The organism is Rhodoferax koreense (genome assembly GCF_001955695.1).
Lineage (GTDB): Bacteria > Pseudomonadota > Gammaproteobacteria > Burkholderiales > Burkholderiaceae_C > Rhodoferax_B > Rhodoferax_B koreensis.
This window is the reverse complement of record NZ_CP019236.1, coordinates 3,017,624-3,033,844: the sequence shown is the minus strand read 5'-3', so window position 1 is coordinate 3,033,844 and position 16,221 is coordinate 3,017,624. Positions and strand designations below refer to the sequence as shown.

Annotated in this window: 12 protein-coding genes; 4 read left to right on the top strand and 8 right to left on the bottom strand. The window is 64.8% G+C overall.

The window, feature by feature from the left end:
* The first annotated feature begins 15 nt into the window (after positions 1 to 15).
* Both RD110_RS14085 and RD110_RS14080 read left to right on the top strand, forming a co-directional pair.
* Entirely contained in the window at positions 16 to 954 is a 939-nt protein-coding gene (locus RD110_RS14085) for a glutathione S-transferase family protein (RefSeq protein WP_076200067.1), read from the top strand.
* A gap of 4 nt (positions 955 to 958) precedes the next feature.
* Complete coding sequence (locus RD110_RS14080) at positions 959 to 1,861, top strand: SDR family oxidoreductase (RefSeq protein WP_076200066.1); 903 nt, start codon at positions 959 to 961, stop codon at positions 1,859 to 1,861.
* Between the two features lie 8 nt (positions 1,862 to 1,869).
* On the opposite strand, the gene RD110_RS14075 is transcribed toward RD110_RS14080, so the two are convergent.
* The 8 genes from RD110_RS14075 to RD110_RS14040 form a co-directional block, all read right to left on the bottom strand.
* On the bottom strand, positions 1,870 to 3,816 hold the full coding sequence (locus tag RD110_RS14075; protein ID WP_076204988.1) for a hybrid sensor histidine kinase/response regulator: 1,947 nt from the start codon (positions 3,814 to 3,816) through the stop codon (positions 1,870 to 1,872).
* Positions 3,809 to 4,726 carry a sensor histidine kinase gene (locus RD110_RS14070; RefSeq protein ID WP_076200065.1) on the bottom strand — a complete coding sequence of 306 codons (918 nt, stop codon included), beginning with the start codon at positions 4,724 to 4,726 and terminating at the stop codon, positions 3,809 to 3,811. The genes RD110_RS14075 and RD110_RS14070 overlap by 8 nt, the downstream gene beginning before the upstream one ends.
* The gene (locus tag RD110_RS14065) at positions 4,726 to 5,703 is read right to left on the bottom strand and encodes an ATP-binding protein (RefSeq protein ID WP_157900187.1); all 978 of its coding nucleotides are present in this window, start codon (positions 5,701 to 5,703) and stop codon (positions 4,726 to 4,728) included. Before RD110_RS14065 ends, RD110_RS14070 begins: the two co-directional genes overlap by 1 nt.
* Before the next feature lie 29 nt (positions 5,704 to 5,732).
* Positions 5,733 to 6,137 (bottom strand): anti-sigma regulatory factor, encoded by a 405-nt coding sequence (locus RD110_RS14060; RefSeq protein WP_076200063.1) that lies wholly within the window; start codon positions 6,135 to 6,137, stop codon positions 5,733 to 5,735.
* Entirely contained in the window at positions 6,127 to 6,501 is a 375-nt protein-coding gene (locus tag RD110_RS14055) for an STAS domain-containing protein (protein ID WP_076200062.1), read from the bottom strand. The genes RD110_RS14060 and RD110_RS14055 overlap by 11 nt, the downstream gene beginning before the upstream one ends.
* 1 nt (position 6,502) lies before the next feature.
* Complete coding sequence (locus RD110_RS14050) at positions 6,503 to 7,345, bottom strand: STAS domain-containing protein (protein ID WP_076200061.1); 843 nt, start codon at positions 7,343 to 7,345, stop codon at positions 6,503 to 6,505.
* A 153-nt stretch (positions 7,346 to 7,498) separates the two neighbouring features.
* Positions 7,499 to 10,423, bottom strand: a complete 2,925-nt coding sequence (locus RD110_RS14045) for a putative bifunctional diguanylate cyclase/phosphodiesterase (protein ID WP_239467036.1) — start codon at positions 10,421 to 10,423, stop codon at positions 7,499 to 7,501.
* 196 nt (positions 10,424 to 10,619) lie between these two features.
* Positions 10,620 to 11,315, bottom strand: a complete 696-nt coding sequence (locus tag RD110_RS14040; RefSeq protein ID WP_157900186.1) for a hypothetical protein — start codon at positions 11,313 to 11,315, stop codon at positions 10,620 to 10,622.
* Positions 11,316 to 11,611: 296 nt separating this feature from the next.
* Between RD110_RS14040 and RD110_RS14035 the strand changes: the two genes are divergently transcribed.
* Positions 11,612 to 12,460, top strand: a complete 849-nt coding sequence (locus RD110_RS14035) for a substrate-binding periplasmic protein (RefSeq protein ID WP_157900185.1) — start codon at positions 11,612 to 11,614, stop codon at positions 12,458 to 12,460.
* 16 nt (positions 12,461 to 12,476) lie between these two features.
* Positions 12,477 to 16,148, top strand: a complete 3,672-nt coding sequence (locus RD110_RS14030) for a hybrid sensor histidine kinase/response regulator (RefSeq protein ID WP_157900184.1) — start codon at positions 12,477 to 12,479, stop codon at positions 16,146 to 16,148.
* Positions 16,149 to 16,221: the final 73 nt, after the last annotated feature.

The following is a 16,221-nucleotide window of genomic DNA, read 5'->3' as shown; positions in this document are numbered from 1 at the left end:
CAAGGAGCCGTCCCCATGTCCGAGCTGATCCTGCACCACTATCCGAGTTCACCGTTCTCCGAGAAGATCCGGCTGGTGCTCGGCTACAAAGGGCTGGCCTGGCAGTCGGTGCTCATCCCGAGCATGCTGCCCAAGCCCGATCTGCAGATGCTGACCGGTGGCTACCGCCGCGCACCGGTGTTGCAGGTAGGCGCCGACATCTATTGCGACACCGCGTTGATCTGCGACGTGCTCGAGCATGCGGCGCCCGAGCCCACGCTCTATCCGCCGCATGCCAAGGGCGTGGCGCGCATCCTGGCGCAATGGGCCGACACCACGCTGTTCTGGACGGCGATGGCTTACAACACCCAGCCTCGGGGCCTGGCGGAGATGTTCGCCGGTTTGCCGCCTGAGGCGGCCAAGGCTTTTGGCCAGGACCGCGCGGCGATGAGCGTGGGCATGACGCGGCTGCGCCCGAGCGACGCCACGGCCGCCTACCGCAGCTACCTGCGGCGACTGGCCAACATGCTGGAGGAACATCCGTTCCTGCTCGGGCCCGCGCCTTGCATCGCCGACTTCGCAGCCTTCCATCCGCTGTGGTTCACGCAACACCGCGTGCCATCGCTGGCCGGCATCTTCGATGCCACGCCAGTCATCGGTGAGTGGATGGCACGCATGCAGGCCATCGGCCACGGCACGATGCACAAGCTGGGTGCGGCCGAGTCCATCGCCCTGGCCGCCAAAGCCGAACCTTTGCCGGTGGCCGCCTCGGAACCCTTCCAGGACGACCACGGCATCGCGCTCGGCACACAGGTCAGCATCACCGCCGAAAGCTTCGGCCTGGAGGCCACGCACGGCGAACTCATCGCCGCCACGCGCATGCACTTCAGCCTGCGGCGGATCGACGAGAGCTTGGGCACGGTGCATGTGCACTTCCCGCGCATCGGCTACATGCTGCGCAAGCTGGAAGCCTAGAAAGATGATCGAAGAATTCAATGGCCAGACCGCGGTGCTGACCGGCGCCGGCTCGGGCTTCGGCCTCGAATGCGCCCGCATCGGCGCCAGGCTCGGCATGAATCTCGTGCTCGCCGATGTCCAGCCCGACGCGCTGGAGCGCGCGACGGCGGAGGTCGAGGCCGCCGGCGCCAAGGTGCTGCCCTGGCGGCTCGACGTTTCGCGCGCGGCCGACGTCGAAGCCCTGGGCCGGGCCACCCTGGCCCGTTTCGGCGCGCCGCACCTGGTGTTCAACAACGCCGGTGTCGGAGCGGGCGGGCTGATCTGGGAGAACTCGCTGCAGGACTGGGAATGGGTGGTCGGCGTGAACCTCATGGGCGTGGCCCACGGCATCCGTGTCTTCACGCCGATGATGCTGGCCGCGGCCGCGGCCAATCCCGCCTACCGGGGCCACATCGTCAACACCGCCAGCATGGCCGGCCTGCTCAGCGCGCCGAACATGGGCATCTACAACGCCACCAAGCATGCGGTGGTGGCCATGTCGGAAACGCTGTACCAGGATCTGGCCCTGGTCACCGACCAGGTCGGCGCCTCGGTGCTGTGCCCGTACTTCGTGCCGACCGGCATCGGCCGGAGCCAGCGCAACCGCCCCGCGGAGGCCGCACCGGCCGAGCCCACGCGCAGCCAGCGCATCGGCCAGGCCATGATCGACAAGGCCGTGGGCGCGGGCAAGGTCACCGCAGCGGAGGTGGCGCAGAAGGTATTCGACGCAGTGGCAGCGCGGCAGTTCTACATCTACAGCCATCCGCAGGCCATTGGCGCGGTCCAGACCCGCATGGAAGACGTGCTGCAGGGACGCAATCCCACCGATCCGTTCGCGCACAAGCCGGCGCTCGGCGAGTCGCTGCGTGCAGCGCTACGGGGCTGAAGAGGCGACTACGCCATCAACTGCTTCATCGCGCCCAGCAGGCGATGGGGCTCCAGCGGCTTGGAGAGGTGGATGTCGAAGCCGGCCTCAGCCGCCGTTTGTTTGTCGCTGTCCCGTCCGAAGGCTGTCAGCGCGATCGCGGGAATTCGGGCGTTGCGACCGGCGCCGGAGCGGACGGTGCGCAGCAGTTGATGCCCGTCCATGCCAGGCAGACCGATGTCGCTGACGATCAGGTCGAAACCCGTTTCCGCCAGGGCCAGCAGCCCCTCCCTGGCGTCGCACGCCCATTGCACCTGCGCGCCCCTGTCCTGCAGAATGAGGACCAGCAGATCGGCCGCTTCACGGTCGTCTTCCACCAGCAGGATTTTTCGACCGGTCAGAAAGTACATGTCGTTGCTGTCGCCTCCGGCAAGGTCAGCCGCCGCCGCGATCTTTTGAGGCAGTTTGACGGTGACCGTCGTGCCTTGGCCCAGGCCGGGGCTTTCGACGGCGACGGTGCCGCTATGGAGTTCCACCAGGTGTTTGACGATGGACATGCCCAGCCCGAGGCCGCCTGCCGAGCGGCTACCAGGCAAGTCCGTCTGCGCGAACTTGTCGAAAATGCGTGGGATGAACGCCGCGTCGATACCTTTGCCGTGGTCTTTCACGCAAAGAATCAGTTCACCTTCGCGCAGCACAAGGGACACTTCGACGGTTGCGTCCTGGTTGGAGAACTTGATGGCGTTGTTCAGGATGTTCCAGAAAATTTGCTGGAATCTTGCGCCGTCCAGGTAGGCCATGCAACCGGCGGGTGCGTCCGAAACCTGCAGCACAATCCCTCTCTTGTCGGCCAACGGTTTCATCGAATCCAGTGATGAAGCGATCAGCGCGGCCGGATCGATCCACTCGAGCTCCAGACTCAGCTTGCCCGAATTGATGCGAGACACATCCAGGATGTCGGAGATGATGCGTGCCTGGGTGCTGGCATTGCGCTGTATCGCGTCAATGAATTTGATGAATTTTTCGGGCGGGTTCTGGCGCCCCAGCTGGTGGACGTTCATCAGGATGGCGCTGAGCGGATTACGCAGTTCATGGGACAGGACGGCGACGAAGTCATCCTTGCTGCGGCTGTGTTTCTCGGCCGCCACCCGCGCGGCCTGTTCCCGGTCGAGCAGCGCCTGGCGCTCGCGCTCCAGTGCCACCCGGTCCGAGATGTCGGCCACGGCAACGATGCGCAAGTCATTCTCCACCGGCAACGACACGCTGAGTTCGGCATGCACAGGCAGGCCTGCCGGCGTCAGGAATTGGCATTCGTCGCGCGCGCTCTCCTGGTTCAAGGCGACGCTGGATGTCAGAGCCTCCACCCTTGTCCGGTCTGGCGGCGCGACGAATTCGAGGATCGAACGACCGATCACGGCGTCCGCGGTGCGCCCCAGCATCCGCAGCATGACGGGATTGGCGTCGCGGAAGTGGCCTGCGGCGTCGATGAGCGCGATGCCGCTCTGGGCTTGGTCGTAGATCGATCGAAACTTGGCCTCGCTGCGGTGCACGCGCTCCTCGGCCATCCGCGCCCGGATCAGCGCCTGCACCGAGGCGATCAGCAGCGCCGGTTCCGCAGGATGGATCAGATAGGCGTCCGCGCCCGCATTCAGGCCTGCCACCTTGTCCGTGTCGGAGACGAATGCCGCCGAAAGATGGACGACGGGGATGGCGGTGGTCGTCGGCTGCTGGCGCAGCCGGCGGCAGACCTCGAAGCCGTTGATATCCGGCAGGTTCACGTCGAGCACCACCGCCGAAACGCCCGACGCCGCCGACACGATGGCTTCGCCGCCGGAATCGGCTTCCTTTGCCATGAATCCGGCGGCCGTCAGCGTGCGCACGGTGGCGTACCGCGTGACGGGGTTGTCGTCCACCACCAGCACGGTGTGTTTCGAGCGATCGATGGAGACGTTCAGGCTTGGCGTGACTTCAGGCATCCGACCCTCCGGCATCCGACGCATCGCTTCGCGGCGCCGCGACGGGAATCGTGACGCAGAAGCAAGATCCCTTCTGCAGTTCACTGGTGACCTCGACACGGCCCCCGAGCAGTTCCGCGAGCCGTTTGCTCAGGGACAGTCCGAGTCCGGTGCCGCGCAGCCGCTTCTGGATCGGAGAATCGATCTGCGAATAGTCCTGGAAAATAGCGTGGTGGAATTCGGGCGCGATGCCGATGCCGGTGTCCGACACCGAGAACGTCACCTCGTCGCCGCTGCGACGGGCCGCCACGCGGATCTCGCCTTTCTGGGTGAACTTCAGCGCGTTGCTGATGAAATTTCTCAGGATCTGCGCCAGCTTGCGGTCGTCAGCGAACAGTTTCGGCACGCCCACCGGCTCCTCGAAGATGAGCGTGACTTCGGGATTGACCAGCACCGGTTTGAACATCCCGCGCAACGCCGAGAACAGGTCCACCATGTCGAACCAGGCAGGGGAGACGTCGATGCGGCCGGCTTCCACTTTCGCCAGGTCGAGCAGGTCATCGACCATGTCGGAAAATTCGGTGGCCGTCTTTTGAATGAAGCCGACCTGCCGTTCCTGTTCCTCGGTCAACGGCCCATCCAGGCGGTCCTGCAGGATCCGTGCGATGCTCAGGATGGCTCCGATCGGCGTCCGGAATTCATGGCTCATGTAGGCCAGGAAACGGCTCTTGAGCTCGGTGGCGCGCTTCAGGTCGTCGGCCTGGGACTCGAGTTCCGCATACAACGCCAGGACGCCACGGTTGGTTTCATCAAGTTCTGCGCGCAGTTCGTCGAGCTCGCGCTCCTTCTCGCTCAACCGCAGCAACAGTTCTTCCGCCGCGCGGGGGACGACGTCGTTCGCCGTTTGAGAGGTGTCGATCGGGTCGGTCATCATGGATTCCTGCGTCTCAACACCACCACGGTGGCGTCGTCTTTTCCGCGCACGTAGTCGCGCAGCAGCACGGCAGCGGCCAGGCCGGGGTCGTGGTTGAGCAGCGGCGTCAACGCTTCGGCCGGCCAGCGCGAGATGACGCCGTCCGTGTGCAGCACCACCATGGCGTGCTCCGGCCAGCTGTTTTGCAGTTCTTCCACCCGCTTGATCTGCACCCCGACCGTTCCGTGCTGCGCCATCAGGCTGCGGTTCTGCGTGCCCGAGACCATCCGGATCAGCACGTTGCCCGCGCCCGCCGAGCGGATCGTTGCTTCGTCGCGGTCCAGCTGGACCACCGACAGGGCCGCGCCGCGTGTCATGCGCAGGGCGACGTGGGCATCCTCCACCTGGCGTTTGAGGTCGGCGAATGGCTGCCTGGCGAACAGCGCCACGGCGGCTTGCGCCGCTTCCGAAGCCTGAGGCCCATGACCCAGACCGTCGGCCAGCAAGACAGCTGCGCGCTTGCCATCCACGGCGATCGCCCAGCCATCGCCGCACGCCAGTTCACCTGGCGCGGCCAGCCCCATGGCAGCGCAGAGGAAATCTCCGGGCGCGCTGGCGCCCTGCGGACGGACGCGGGCAACGATGACGGTGCCGGCAACCAGGTCCGAATAGGCGTCGAAGTCGCAGGCCAGCCGACGGACCGCGCCAAGCCCCGTACCCGATGTGCCACCGGTCGAATAGCCGTCGGCCATCGCACGATCCAGGTTGGGAATGCCCGGACCGGCATCCATCGAGACGATTTCCATCTCGGCAATTTCGCCAATGCTGCGGCTGGCGATCAACAACTTGCCCTGTCGCGCGTGTTTGACCAGGTTGGTACCCAATTCAGTCACGATCAAGGCCACCCGGCCCGCGGTCGTGGTGTCGAAGCCGATGGACGCCATGAGCAAGGCGGCGTGCCTGCGGGCCTCGCCGACACGGGTGATCTCATCCATCGGGAAGGCAAGGTGAGGGCTGCCGCGCCTTACTTCCACCGCGTCACACTGACACGAGTGCCCCGTCCAACTTCCGACGTGATTTCAAAGTCGTGCACGAGCCGCTTGCTGCCCGAAAGGCCCAGGCCCATGCCTTTGCCCGAAGTCCAGCCGTCCTTCAGTGCGAGCGCCAGATCCGGAATGCCAGGGCCTTGATCGCAAAACTCGAGCTTGAGTCCTTGCTTGATCCCTACGCTGACGATCTCCCAGCGCATTTCACCACCACCGCCGTAAGTGACCGTGTTTCGCGACAATTCGCTCGCCGCAGTGATCATCTTGGTCTGGTCCACCAGCGAAAACTTGAGCGCAGCACAAAGCTTTCGCACAAGCTGGCGACTGCCGACGATGTCGGCTTCGGTGCGCAATGACGCTGTGCCCGACGTCTCATTGCTCAACGTCTTCTCCCGCCGCGGCTTGCGCCAGCATCTTCAGACCGCGCCGCACATTGAGCGCCGTCTTGACACCTTCCAGCGACAGACCCAACTCGACCAGCGTGATGGCGACGGCAGGCTGCATGCCGACCACCACGGTTGACGCATCCAGCACCTTGCCGATGCCGGAGATGGCGGCCAGCATGCGACCCACGAAGGAGTCGACGATCTCGAGCGCCGAGATGTCGATCAGCACGCCGTTGGCACCGGTTTCGGCAATCTTTTCCGCCAGGTCGTCCTGCAGTTGCAACGCCGTCTGGTCTTCCATATCGACCTGGATCGTCACCAGCAGCGCACGATCCATCTGAAGAATGGGTATGCGGTACATGCTATGTCGCCGAGTCGATCTTCTTGATGATGTAGCCCGTGCGTTTCAAGGCGAGCTTGAGCGCGTTGGCCAGCGACGCCTTGGAGAGCACGGACTGCAGGTCGATGCCCAGGTGCACGATGGTCTGCGCGATCTGCGGTCGCACACCGCTGATGATGCAGTCCGCACCCATCAACCGGATGGCGGCCACGGTTTTCAGCAGATGCTGCGCCACCAGCGTATCCACCGTGGGCACGCCGGTGATATCGATGATGGCCAGTTCGGACTCTGTCTCGACGATGCGTTGCAGCAGGGTCTCCATGACGAGTTGCGTGCGGCTGCTGTCCAGCGTGCCGATCATGGGCACGGCCAGAATGCCGTCCCACAGCTTGATGACCGGCGTGGACAGTTCCAGCAATTCCTGTTGCTGGCGCGTGATCACCCCTTCGCGCATGGACTGGTAGAAGTCCACTGTCCATTGGGCCATGCGGTCCACGACGGCGGTCGTGACATTGACGTTGTTCGCGAAGCCGCCGAGGTCGCCATCGGCCTGCTGCTCCAGCGCCTTGAAGATCGGCCCCTTGAGGAACAACACGAAGGCGCTGGTGGCGCCTCCCGTGAAACCTTGGCTGACCCGGGTGGAGGAGAAGTCTTCCAGCGCCTTCCTGACGGTCTTCCACGCGCTGCCGTCAAGATCGTGCGCATCGCTCGATAGCAGCGTTTCGCGCAATGACGCCAGGATTTCCGTCGCCTCGTCTCGCCCCGCCTTGGACAGCTTTGCGGCCGGTTGGTCCAGCCAGGCATCCAGGATGGTGGACTCGTGTTTCGCGATCGTCTCCGCAACCGCTTTCTCGTTGGATTTCATTGGTTCGCTCGTTGCAATGGTTAAAGTGATGATTGTCAAACAGTTCAGGCTCAATATAGCACCCGACCCCACTGCGGCGCGGGGGTGGCACGAGCCGCCGCCGATGGTCGGCGCCAACCGACAGGCTATCGATCGACGGGGGGCCAGGTGACGTTAATGCACGTTGCGCGGCCTGTTGGGCGCGAACATTTCGACCTGCAGCAGGTCCGCACCGGGCTGGCCCATGAGGTCCACCAGCCGCAGCAATTCCTGGTCCTTGATGAAGCTGGCCGATGAGGTGGCGGCCAGGATTTCCTGTGGCAGCTGCGGCCGGGCCACGGCGTAGCCCTGGACGTAGTCGACACCGATCTCGGTCAGGGTCTGCACCGTGGCGGTGTCCTCGGCCCATTCGGCGATGGTCTTCATGCCGAGGTTGCGCGCCAGGCTGACGATGGCCTCGACGATCGCCACATTGGCCGGGTGGCTGTTCATGTTGACGATGAAGCTGCCGTCGATCTTCAGCAGGTCGGCCGACAACACCTTGAGGTAAGAGAACGAGGTATAGCCCGCGCCGAAATCGTCGAGTGCAACCTTGGCGCCGTAGCTGCGTACGCGGTCGATGAAACGGCGCGTGTTCTCCAGGTCGTGCAAGGCCACGGTTTCGGTGATCTCCAGGCACAGGTGGCCGGCGATGTGGATGTTCTGGGCCAGCATGGCGAAGACGTCGCGCGTGAAGGCTTCGTCGTTCACCGAGGCGCCGCTCAGGTTCATGCACACGAAGCGCGTGCGCGTGAGTCGGGCCGCATGGGTGTTGAGCCAGGCCAGCGTGGTGGACAGCACCCAACGGTCGATCTGGCCCATGTGGCCGCTGCTTTCGCCGGCGGCGATCAGCCGGTCGGTGGGCACCAGCTTGCCGTCGGGGCCGCGCATGCGCAGCAGCACTTCGAAGTTGAGCGAGTCCAGCGGCGCGGTCAGCGACATGATCGGCTGCATTTCGACGAACAGGTCGTCGAGCGCGACGCTGGACGACAGCCGTTCCACGAGCTGCAACTCGGCTTCATGCTGGCGGAAGGCGGCGGCGTTCTTTTCGTACACCACCAGCCCATCACCGCCCGCGCCGCTCTTGGCTTCGCGGCAGGCGCGGTCGGCGGTGGACATCGCGTCCTTCAGCCGCGTGTCGGCCGCAACCTCGATCAGGCCGATCGAGCCGCGCACGTGAAAGGCCTTGTCGCCGATCTGGTAGGGCGTGGCGCCGATGCTGTCCACGATGCCCTGGCAGATCACGGTGGCCAGCGGTATCCGCGTGTCGGGCAACACGATCACGAATTCGTCACCGCCGACCCGGCCCATCTGCATGCCGACCGACAGCATGTCGCTCACGCGCTTGCAGACCAACTGCAGCACTTCGTCGCCCGCGTTGTGGCCGTAGAGGTCGTTGATGAGCTTGAAGCGGTCCAGGTCCAGGTAGGCAAGGGCCAGCGAGCGGCCACCGGCGAGCTGCTGCATGGCATGGTTCAGGATCTTCTCGATGCCGCGGCGGTTCAGCACCTTGGTCAGCGCATCGTTGTTGGCCATGAACTGCAGGTCTTCGGTGGCGCGCGATTTCTCGGTCACGTCCTGCAGCGAGCCTTCGATCTTGTCGTGCGCGCGCGTGGCCTTGACGAGATACCTTTTCGGGCTGTCCACGCCCTCCGTGCCGTCGCGCTTGATCTCGAGCTCGCCATCGGCGTGTGAATGCACCATGTGGTGCAGCTGCATCCATGCCGCGTTGCCGAAATAGCGGTGCCATTCGCGGCTGCCTGGCGCGAGCAGATCGGGGCCGAGCATGCGGCGCATGGCCGGGTTCGCGCTCATGAAGCGGCCGTTGAGATCCAGCGTGAACAGCCCGATCGGCGTCGCTTCGTAGGTGTGCTCGAGTTCGGCCTGCACGGCCAGGCGCTGCTGGTGCTCCTGCCGCATCTGCTCGGCGATCGCCAGCGAAGCCAGCAGGCTGGATGACAGCGCCGCCGTGACACTGTTGATGTTGCCGATGAAGCCCTTGACGCCCAGGGCCGCGGAGATGACCTCGTACAGGCTCGCGAACAGCGTGATCGCCAGCGACGCGGCATACCACATCGCCACATAGGAGCGGGTTTTGAGCAGGATGCGTGTCAACAGGAAGCTCAGCACCGCGATGCTGAAGCCGGATGACACCCAGATGGTGGGCAAGAAGGAGCCGTACGGCAGCACCAGCGCCCCCAGCAGCAGCGGCAGGCAGCTCCATTGCGCGAAGCGAATCAGGCCGTTGTAGCCGACGCGGGCCAGATCGTCCTTGAACAGGGTCTTGAACAAAGTGACCGTGACAAGATAGTACAAGGCCAGCGACACGGCCCGAGCTTCGAACAGCCAGTTCTGCGGCACGCTGCGGCCCAGCCATTGGCTGTCCCAGCCTGCCGAGAGTGCGGCCACACGCAGGTTCAGCAGCAGCCAGGTGGCGAACAGCAGGTAGGTGCCTTCGCGGTTGATCAGCGCTGTGATCAGCACAAACAGGGCCAGCACGGTCAGACCGCCGTCGAGCAGTCCCGCATTGTGGTGAAACTCGTGTTCAGAGATCTGCAACTGGGCGGCCGGCCATTGCACCAGCGACAGCCGGGCGGGACCGAGTGCACTGGTGCGGCAAAGGTATTCGGTGGCCCGCGCCGAGACCGGGACGGCCAGCGCGAAGCCGGCCTTGGCGATCGATAGGCTGCCGTCGGCGGTTTCGCGGTTGGCCTGTCCCAGCGGCGTTTTCGTGGCGGCGTTCCAGCAAGCGAGGCTGACTGCATGCCGCGAGGTAAATTCCACCATCGTGTTCTCGCCGGCCTTGGTCGGCCCGACGGTGAACAACATCCAGAACCCGGCGGGAGACAATCTGGTATCGACGTGCTGCAGGCTGCCCAGTCCCCTCAACTGGGCCAACACCGCGTCCATGTCGGATGCCGCAGCCGTTTCTTGGACGACCTTGAAAGCCAGCGGACGGGCATCTGCGGGGGCATAGACCGGACTCCAGATGATGAGCCCGAGCAGCGAAATCAGGCCGATGGCCAAAGGCAGCGCGTAGGTGGACCCCAGATAGAGCAAGCGATCCAAATGGAGGGTGGCCCATTCCCAAGGCCCGACTTTCCCCGCAGCGCTTTTTGACATCGTTAGTGTTTCACCATAGCGGCAAACATCGTAACGCAAAGTATCAGCGCTGTCCTAGACCTGCATACAGCTTGGAATGCGAATGTGTCGAAACAGCGACGCCCCGCCAACTAGTTGGCGAGGCATCGCCACCTTACATGACGTGCCGCGTGGAAGGAGGGGCGAAACGGACGCCGGCGTGGACGGGCAGGATGGCCTTGGCCCGCACCCGGAGGTCGATGTCGGGATGGCGGGTATGGAAGATGAAGTTCTGCAGGGGATGGTTGGCCGCCGCCCAGCGAGCCTGGGCCGTGGCCACCTCGAACGACATGATGCGATGCGGAAGATTGCCCACGTGGGGCAGGGGGATGTATCCGAGTTCCGGGTACACGTCCTTGAACAGCAGGCTGTCGTATTGGCGGTCCACCGGCGCCCGGCCGGTGACCACCATCCAGTCGATACCGTTTTGCTGGCAATAAAGGAAGAATGCCTTGAACAGCACGGTCTTGACCAAGCGGCCCACGCCAGTGCCGGTCACGCCCAGTCGCGTGGCCTCGGCCAACGACAAGCCCTGCAGGCTGTCGGGAAGGGTCAACGAGTGCTCGAGGCTCAGCGGGCCGAATTGGTTGGTCTGGATGCGCATGGTGCCCAGGGGTGATCCGTCCAGCTTGGATTCGGCCAGCAACACGGCGATGCCATCTTCGAAATCGGAGGCTTCGGGAAAGCGCAGGGTATCGGCAAATGCCGGCACATGGCGCGCATAGGCCGAATGCCGAATGTGCACGGCCTTGGCCAGGTCTTCTTCGTTGCACACCAGGCGCACCGTGAACGGCAGTCGTTCTTCGGCCATGGCCTGGCTTGGCAGCCTCTGCGGCTGCACTGGTGCAGGTTCACGCTGGACCGTGATCGGAGTGGAATCAAAGTGCCGGTTCGTCATTGCTCAATTCCTGGGTATTGTTGAGGGAAGGCCGGGGAAGCCATGAAAGGTGAAAAAGATGTAAGAGACTGTAGAAGCTGGCCCGAAAAAGATTAAGTCGGGGGGCTGCTATTCCTGAACTAGGAATTTGCCTTACAAGCCGAAGGGAGATGCGGACCAAGGCCGATCGTCCGGACGCCATGCCCGTAGCGCATTTCATGCTATGAAGTTTGAATATCGTTGGTGCTGATGAACCAGGCTTTGCCGCCTCCGATCGGCTTGCCTCACCCCGGTCGAGGGCGTACGATGTGTACCAAAAACGGCTTTTGAAACAATTGAAAACACGTGCTCGCCGTCCAATTCTTGCTTGTGCACTGGGTTTGCTGGCGATCGTGCATCTGTCGAACGGCGCAGCGCAGGAGTTGCTGCAGATCGGCCGGGCCATCGACTCGCCGCTGTCCGACATTGCCGAGCGCGTCATCACCGAGGCAGGCCGGCGGGCCGGCATCGCCATGCAGTTCCAGCGCATGCCGCTGACGCGCTCGATCGGTTTGGTGAGCGACGGCGAGCTCGACGGCGACCTGATGCGCATCGACGGCATCGACAGGAACGATCCCAACCTGCTGCGGCTTTCCGTGTCGCACGTCACGGCCGAAGTCGCCGCGTATGGCCATTCCGCCGGCTTCGAGGGCCGCGGCCGGGACGATCTGCGCCTGATGCGCTTCGGCATTCCGAAGGGCGTGGCGGTGCTGCGCAAGTACACCGAGGGTCTGCAGGTGACCGAAACGCAAACCAATGCGACGCTGTTCGACATGTTGTCCGCCGGCCGTTTCGACGTGGTGCTCATGACCCATGTCGACGCGGAGGTGGCACTGCGCGAGAGGCCGGTGCCCGGCGTCGTGCGCTGGCCCCATGCCTGGGCCTCCGAGCCGCTGTACTTCGTTCTCCACCGCAGGCATGCCGAAGTGGGCGCGAGGCTGGAGCGGGCGCTCAGGGAGATGCAAAGGGAAGGTCTGCCCAGGAAATACTATGTGGAAGGACTGAAGCACTATGACATCAAGCCGTTCGCCCCTTTGTGATGGTTGATCCATTGTGGTGACCAACTCCATTCGAACCCGGCTGATCCTGGTCTTCCTGACCGCGATCTCGATCGGACTGGCCGCCTTCGGCGCCTGGAACTATCACGTCAGCCAGGCCGAGCGGACCCAGGAGATGGACGAGCAGCTGGACAGTGCGGCCTCGCGGCTGTCCACCAGCCTGCCGGTGGCCATCTGGGAGTTCAACCAGGACCAGATCGAGCTCATCGTTCGCGCGGAAATGGGCTCCGCCTACGTGGCCGGCATCCGCGTGCAGTACGGACAGAACCGCGCGCTCGGCTTTCAGAAGATCGGCGACCGCATCGAAGCGCTGGACCACCCGATGACGGCGGACATCGTCAAATCGGTGCAGCTGCACAAGCTCGACGCCGGGGCGTTGCGAGACCTGGGCGACGTACAGATCTATGCGACGCGCGCGCGCATCGAAGCCGGCCTGCAACGCGAGCTGTACCGCTTCCTGCTGCAGAGCATCGCCGTGAACCTCATCGCGATGGCCGCCCTCTATCTGTCGGTGTCGGTCGCCGTGCTCAAGCCGCTGCGCCGGATCCGCGATGCCTTGATGCACATCGCCAGCGGCGATGCCGACCTCGGCCTGCGCCTGAAGGCCAATCCCATACGCGAGTTCGACGAGGTGTCGGTCAGCTTCAATGCCTTCGTTGCCAAGCTCGAACGCGTCATGGGCGGCACGATCGACGCCGTGCATGCCAGCATCAAGGGCATTTCCGCAGGCGACCTGGACACCGCCATCACCGTGCAGGACAACAACCGGGACAGCATCCTCGGCAAGCTGGCCGTGATGCGCGACAACCTGAAGCAGGTGAACGAGAACGGGAAGCGGGTGGCCGCCGAGCTCGCCCGTGCCAACCACCTGGCCAACCAGGCCCTGGCGCTGGCCCAGTCCGGCCAGTGGCATGCCAAGTCGGGCGAACTCGACACCATCTATTCGTCTGCACGCATGGCCTCGCTGTGCGGCGAGGCGCCTCGGCCGCCCGACTGGAAATACGACGCCAAGGCCGAACTGTGGGACCGCATGTTCGAAGCCAACCCCGAACTCGCCCACGTGGCTGCGCAGAATTTCCGCGACGCCGTGACCGGGCGGGTGCCGGTGTTCGATGCCACCTACCAGTACCGGCGGCCGGTCGATGGCCGGGTCATCTGGATCCACACGCTGGGCCACGTCGAACGCGGCGCGGACGGGCGCATGACCGAGATCTTCGGCGTGAGCCAGGACATCACCGCGGTCAAGGAGGCCGAGATCGCCACGCTGCAGGCCAAGCAGGCGGCCGAGGAGTCGAACCGCGCCAAGTCCGACTTCCTGGCCAACATGAGCCACGAGATCCGCACGCCGATGAACGCCATCATCGGCATGTCGAGCCTGGCGCTGAACACCGAGCTCAACGCCAAGCAGAAGAACTACATCGAGAAGGTCCATCTGTCGGCCAACAACCTGCTGGGCATCATCAACGACATCCTCGACTTCTCGAAGATCGAAGCCGGCAGGATGGAAATGGAGGTGACGAACTTCCAGCTCGACGACGTGCTGGAAAACCTGGCCAACCTGCTGGGCTCGCGCGCCGACGACAAGGGTGTGGAATTCCTGTTCGATGTCGATCCCGACATCCCCACCGCCCTGATGGGCGACCCGCTCAGGCTGGGCCAGGTGCTGCTGAACCTGGCCGGCAACGCGCTGAAGTTCACCTCCGAAGGGGAGATCGTGGTCGGCGTCCAACCCGCTTCCGATACGCAAGGGCCGCACGCCGATGCCGGCCATGCGCGGGAAGGACGGGAAGGACGGGAGGCACGGGACCCACGGGACGTAGCCCTGCACTTCTGGGTGCGCGATACCGGCATCGGCCTGAACGAGGAGCAGATCGGCCGGCTGTTCAAGGCCTTCACGCAGGCCGATACCTCGACTTCGCGCAAATACGGCGGTACCGGGCTCGGCCTGACGATTTCCAAGACCCTGACGGCGCTGATGGGCGGCGAACTCTGGGTCGAAAGCCAGCCCGGCGTCGGCAGCACCTTTCATTTCACGGCGCGGTTCCAGCGCCAGGCCGAGCAGGACTACGAACGGCGCAAGGCGCGCCGGCCGGAATTCCAGCGCACCCGCGTGCTGGTGGTGGACGACAACGACAGCGCACGCGAGATCCTCGGCCACATGAGCACGGCCTTCGGCCTGCAGGTCGACGTGACCGACAACGGTGGCAGCGCGGTGGCGCTGTCGGTGCAGGCCCACCAGAAGGGTCAGCCCTACGACATGATCCTGCTCGACTGGATGATGCCCGAGCTCGACGGCATCGCCACCTTGAAGCGGCTGCAGTCGCAGGCCGGTGTTCCGCTGCCCAAGGTGGTGATGGTCACCGCGTACGGCCGCACGGAGGCGCTGCATGCGGCGCAGCAATCGGGCGTGGGCATCCAGGGCGTGCTCACCAAGCCGGTGACCGCCTCCACCCTCTACGACACCCTGAACCGCGTGATCGGCAGCGCGCCCTTCGTCGAGCAGACGCGTCAGGTCGTGCAGCGCGAATCGATCCGTGAAAGCGCGGCCAGGCTGCGCGGCCTGAAGCTGCTGCTGGTGGAAGACAACGAGATCAACCAGGAACTGGCAATCGAGCTGCTGCGCAACGCCGGCGTGGAGGTGGCCGTGGCCAGCAATGGCCAGGAGGCGATCGACATGCTGGCCGGGCCGCATCGCTTCGACGCGGTGCTGATGGACTGCCAGATGCCCGTGATGGACGGCTACACCGCCACCTCGATCCTGCGTCAGGACCCGCGCCATGCCGAGTTGCCGATCATTGCCATGACCGCCAACGCCATGAGCCGCGACCGGGAGCGCGTGCTCGCGGTCGGCATGAACGACCACATCACCAAGCCGCTGGACGTGACCACCATGTTCACCACCATCGCCCGATGGGTGCGCCCGAGCGCCCCGGCGCAGGGCATGCGGGTGGCCGGCGGCGCGACGGCCCCGGAGCCCGCCCAATCGACGGTATCGACGGCGCTGGCGGTGCGCCGCGCGCGCGGCGCGGCTGGGGCGGCATCGTTGCCGCCGGACCTGCCCGACCTGCCCGGCATCCAGGTGCTGGCCGGACTGAGGGTGATGTCGGGCAACGTGTCTTTCTATCGGCGCATGCTGCGCAAGTTCGCCAACAGCGAACGCGACTTCGCTGGCCGTTTCGAAGCCGCGCTCGGGCAAGCCGATGCGGGCGCGCCGGCGCGGCTGGCCCATACGCTCAAGGGCCTGGCCGGCAACCTCGGCGCGCGCGAATTGCAGGATGCCGCGGCGCGGCTGGAGGAAGGCTGCCTCGCCGAGACCATCGACACCACGGCCTTGGCATCGCGGCTGAAGCCCGTGCTGGATGAACTCGCGCGTGTGGTGGAAGGGATCGACCGGCTGTTGCCACCCGCCGGCGGCACCGGGCCCGCGGACCCGCCGGCGGCCGGGATGTCGGCGCAGGAGCGCCAGGCGGTGCTCGGCTTGCTCGCCGAGCTTTCGGTGCTGATCGACAACAGCGATGCCGACGCCATCGACAAGGCGGCTGAATGCGTGGCGCGGCTCCAGGGCAGCAACATGCGCGTCATGGCCAACGCACTGGGTCTGGCGCTGCAGGCCTACGACTTCGACAAGGCCGCGGAAAGCCTGGCGCTGCTGCGCAGTGCGCTGGCCTGATGGCGTCCGTGGATCGTTCCCGGTCTCGCGCCACCCGTTACATTTCCACCTGGAATGCTATCGATTGGATAGC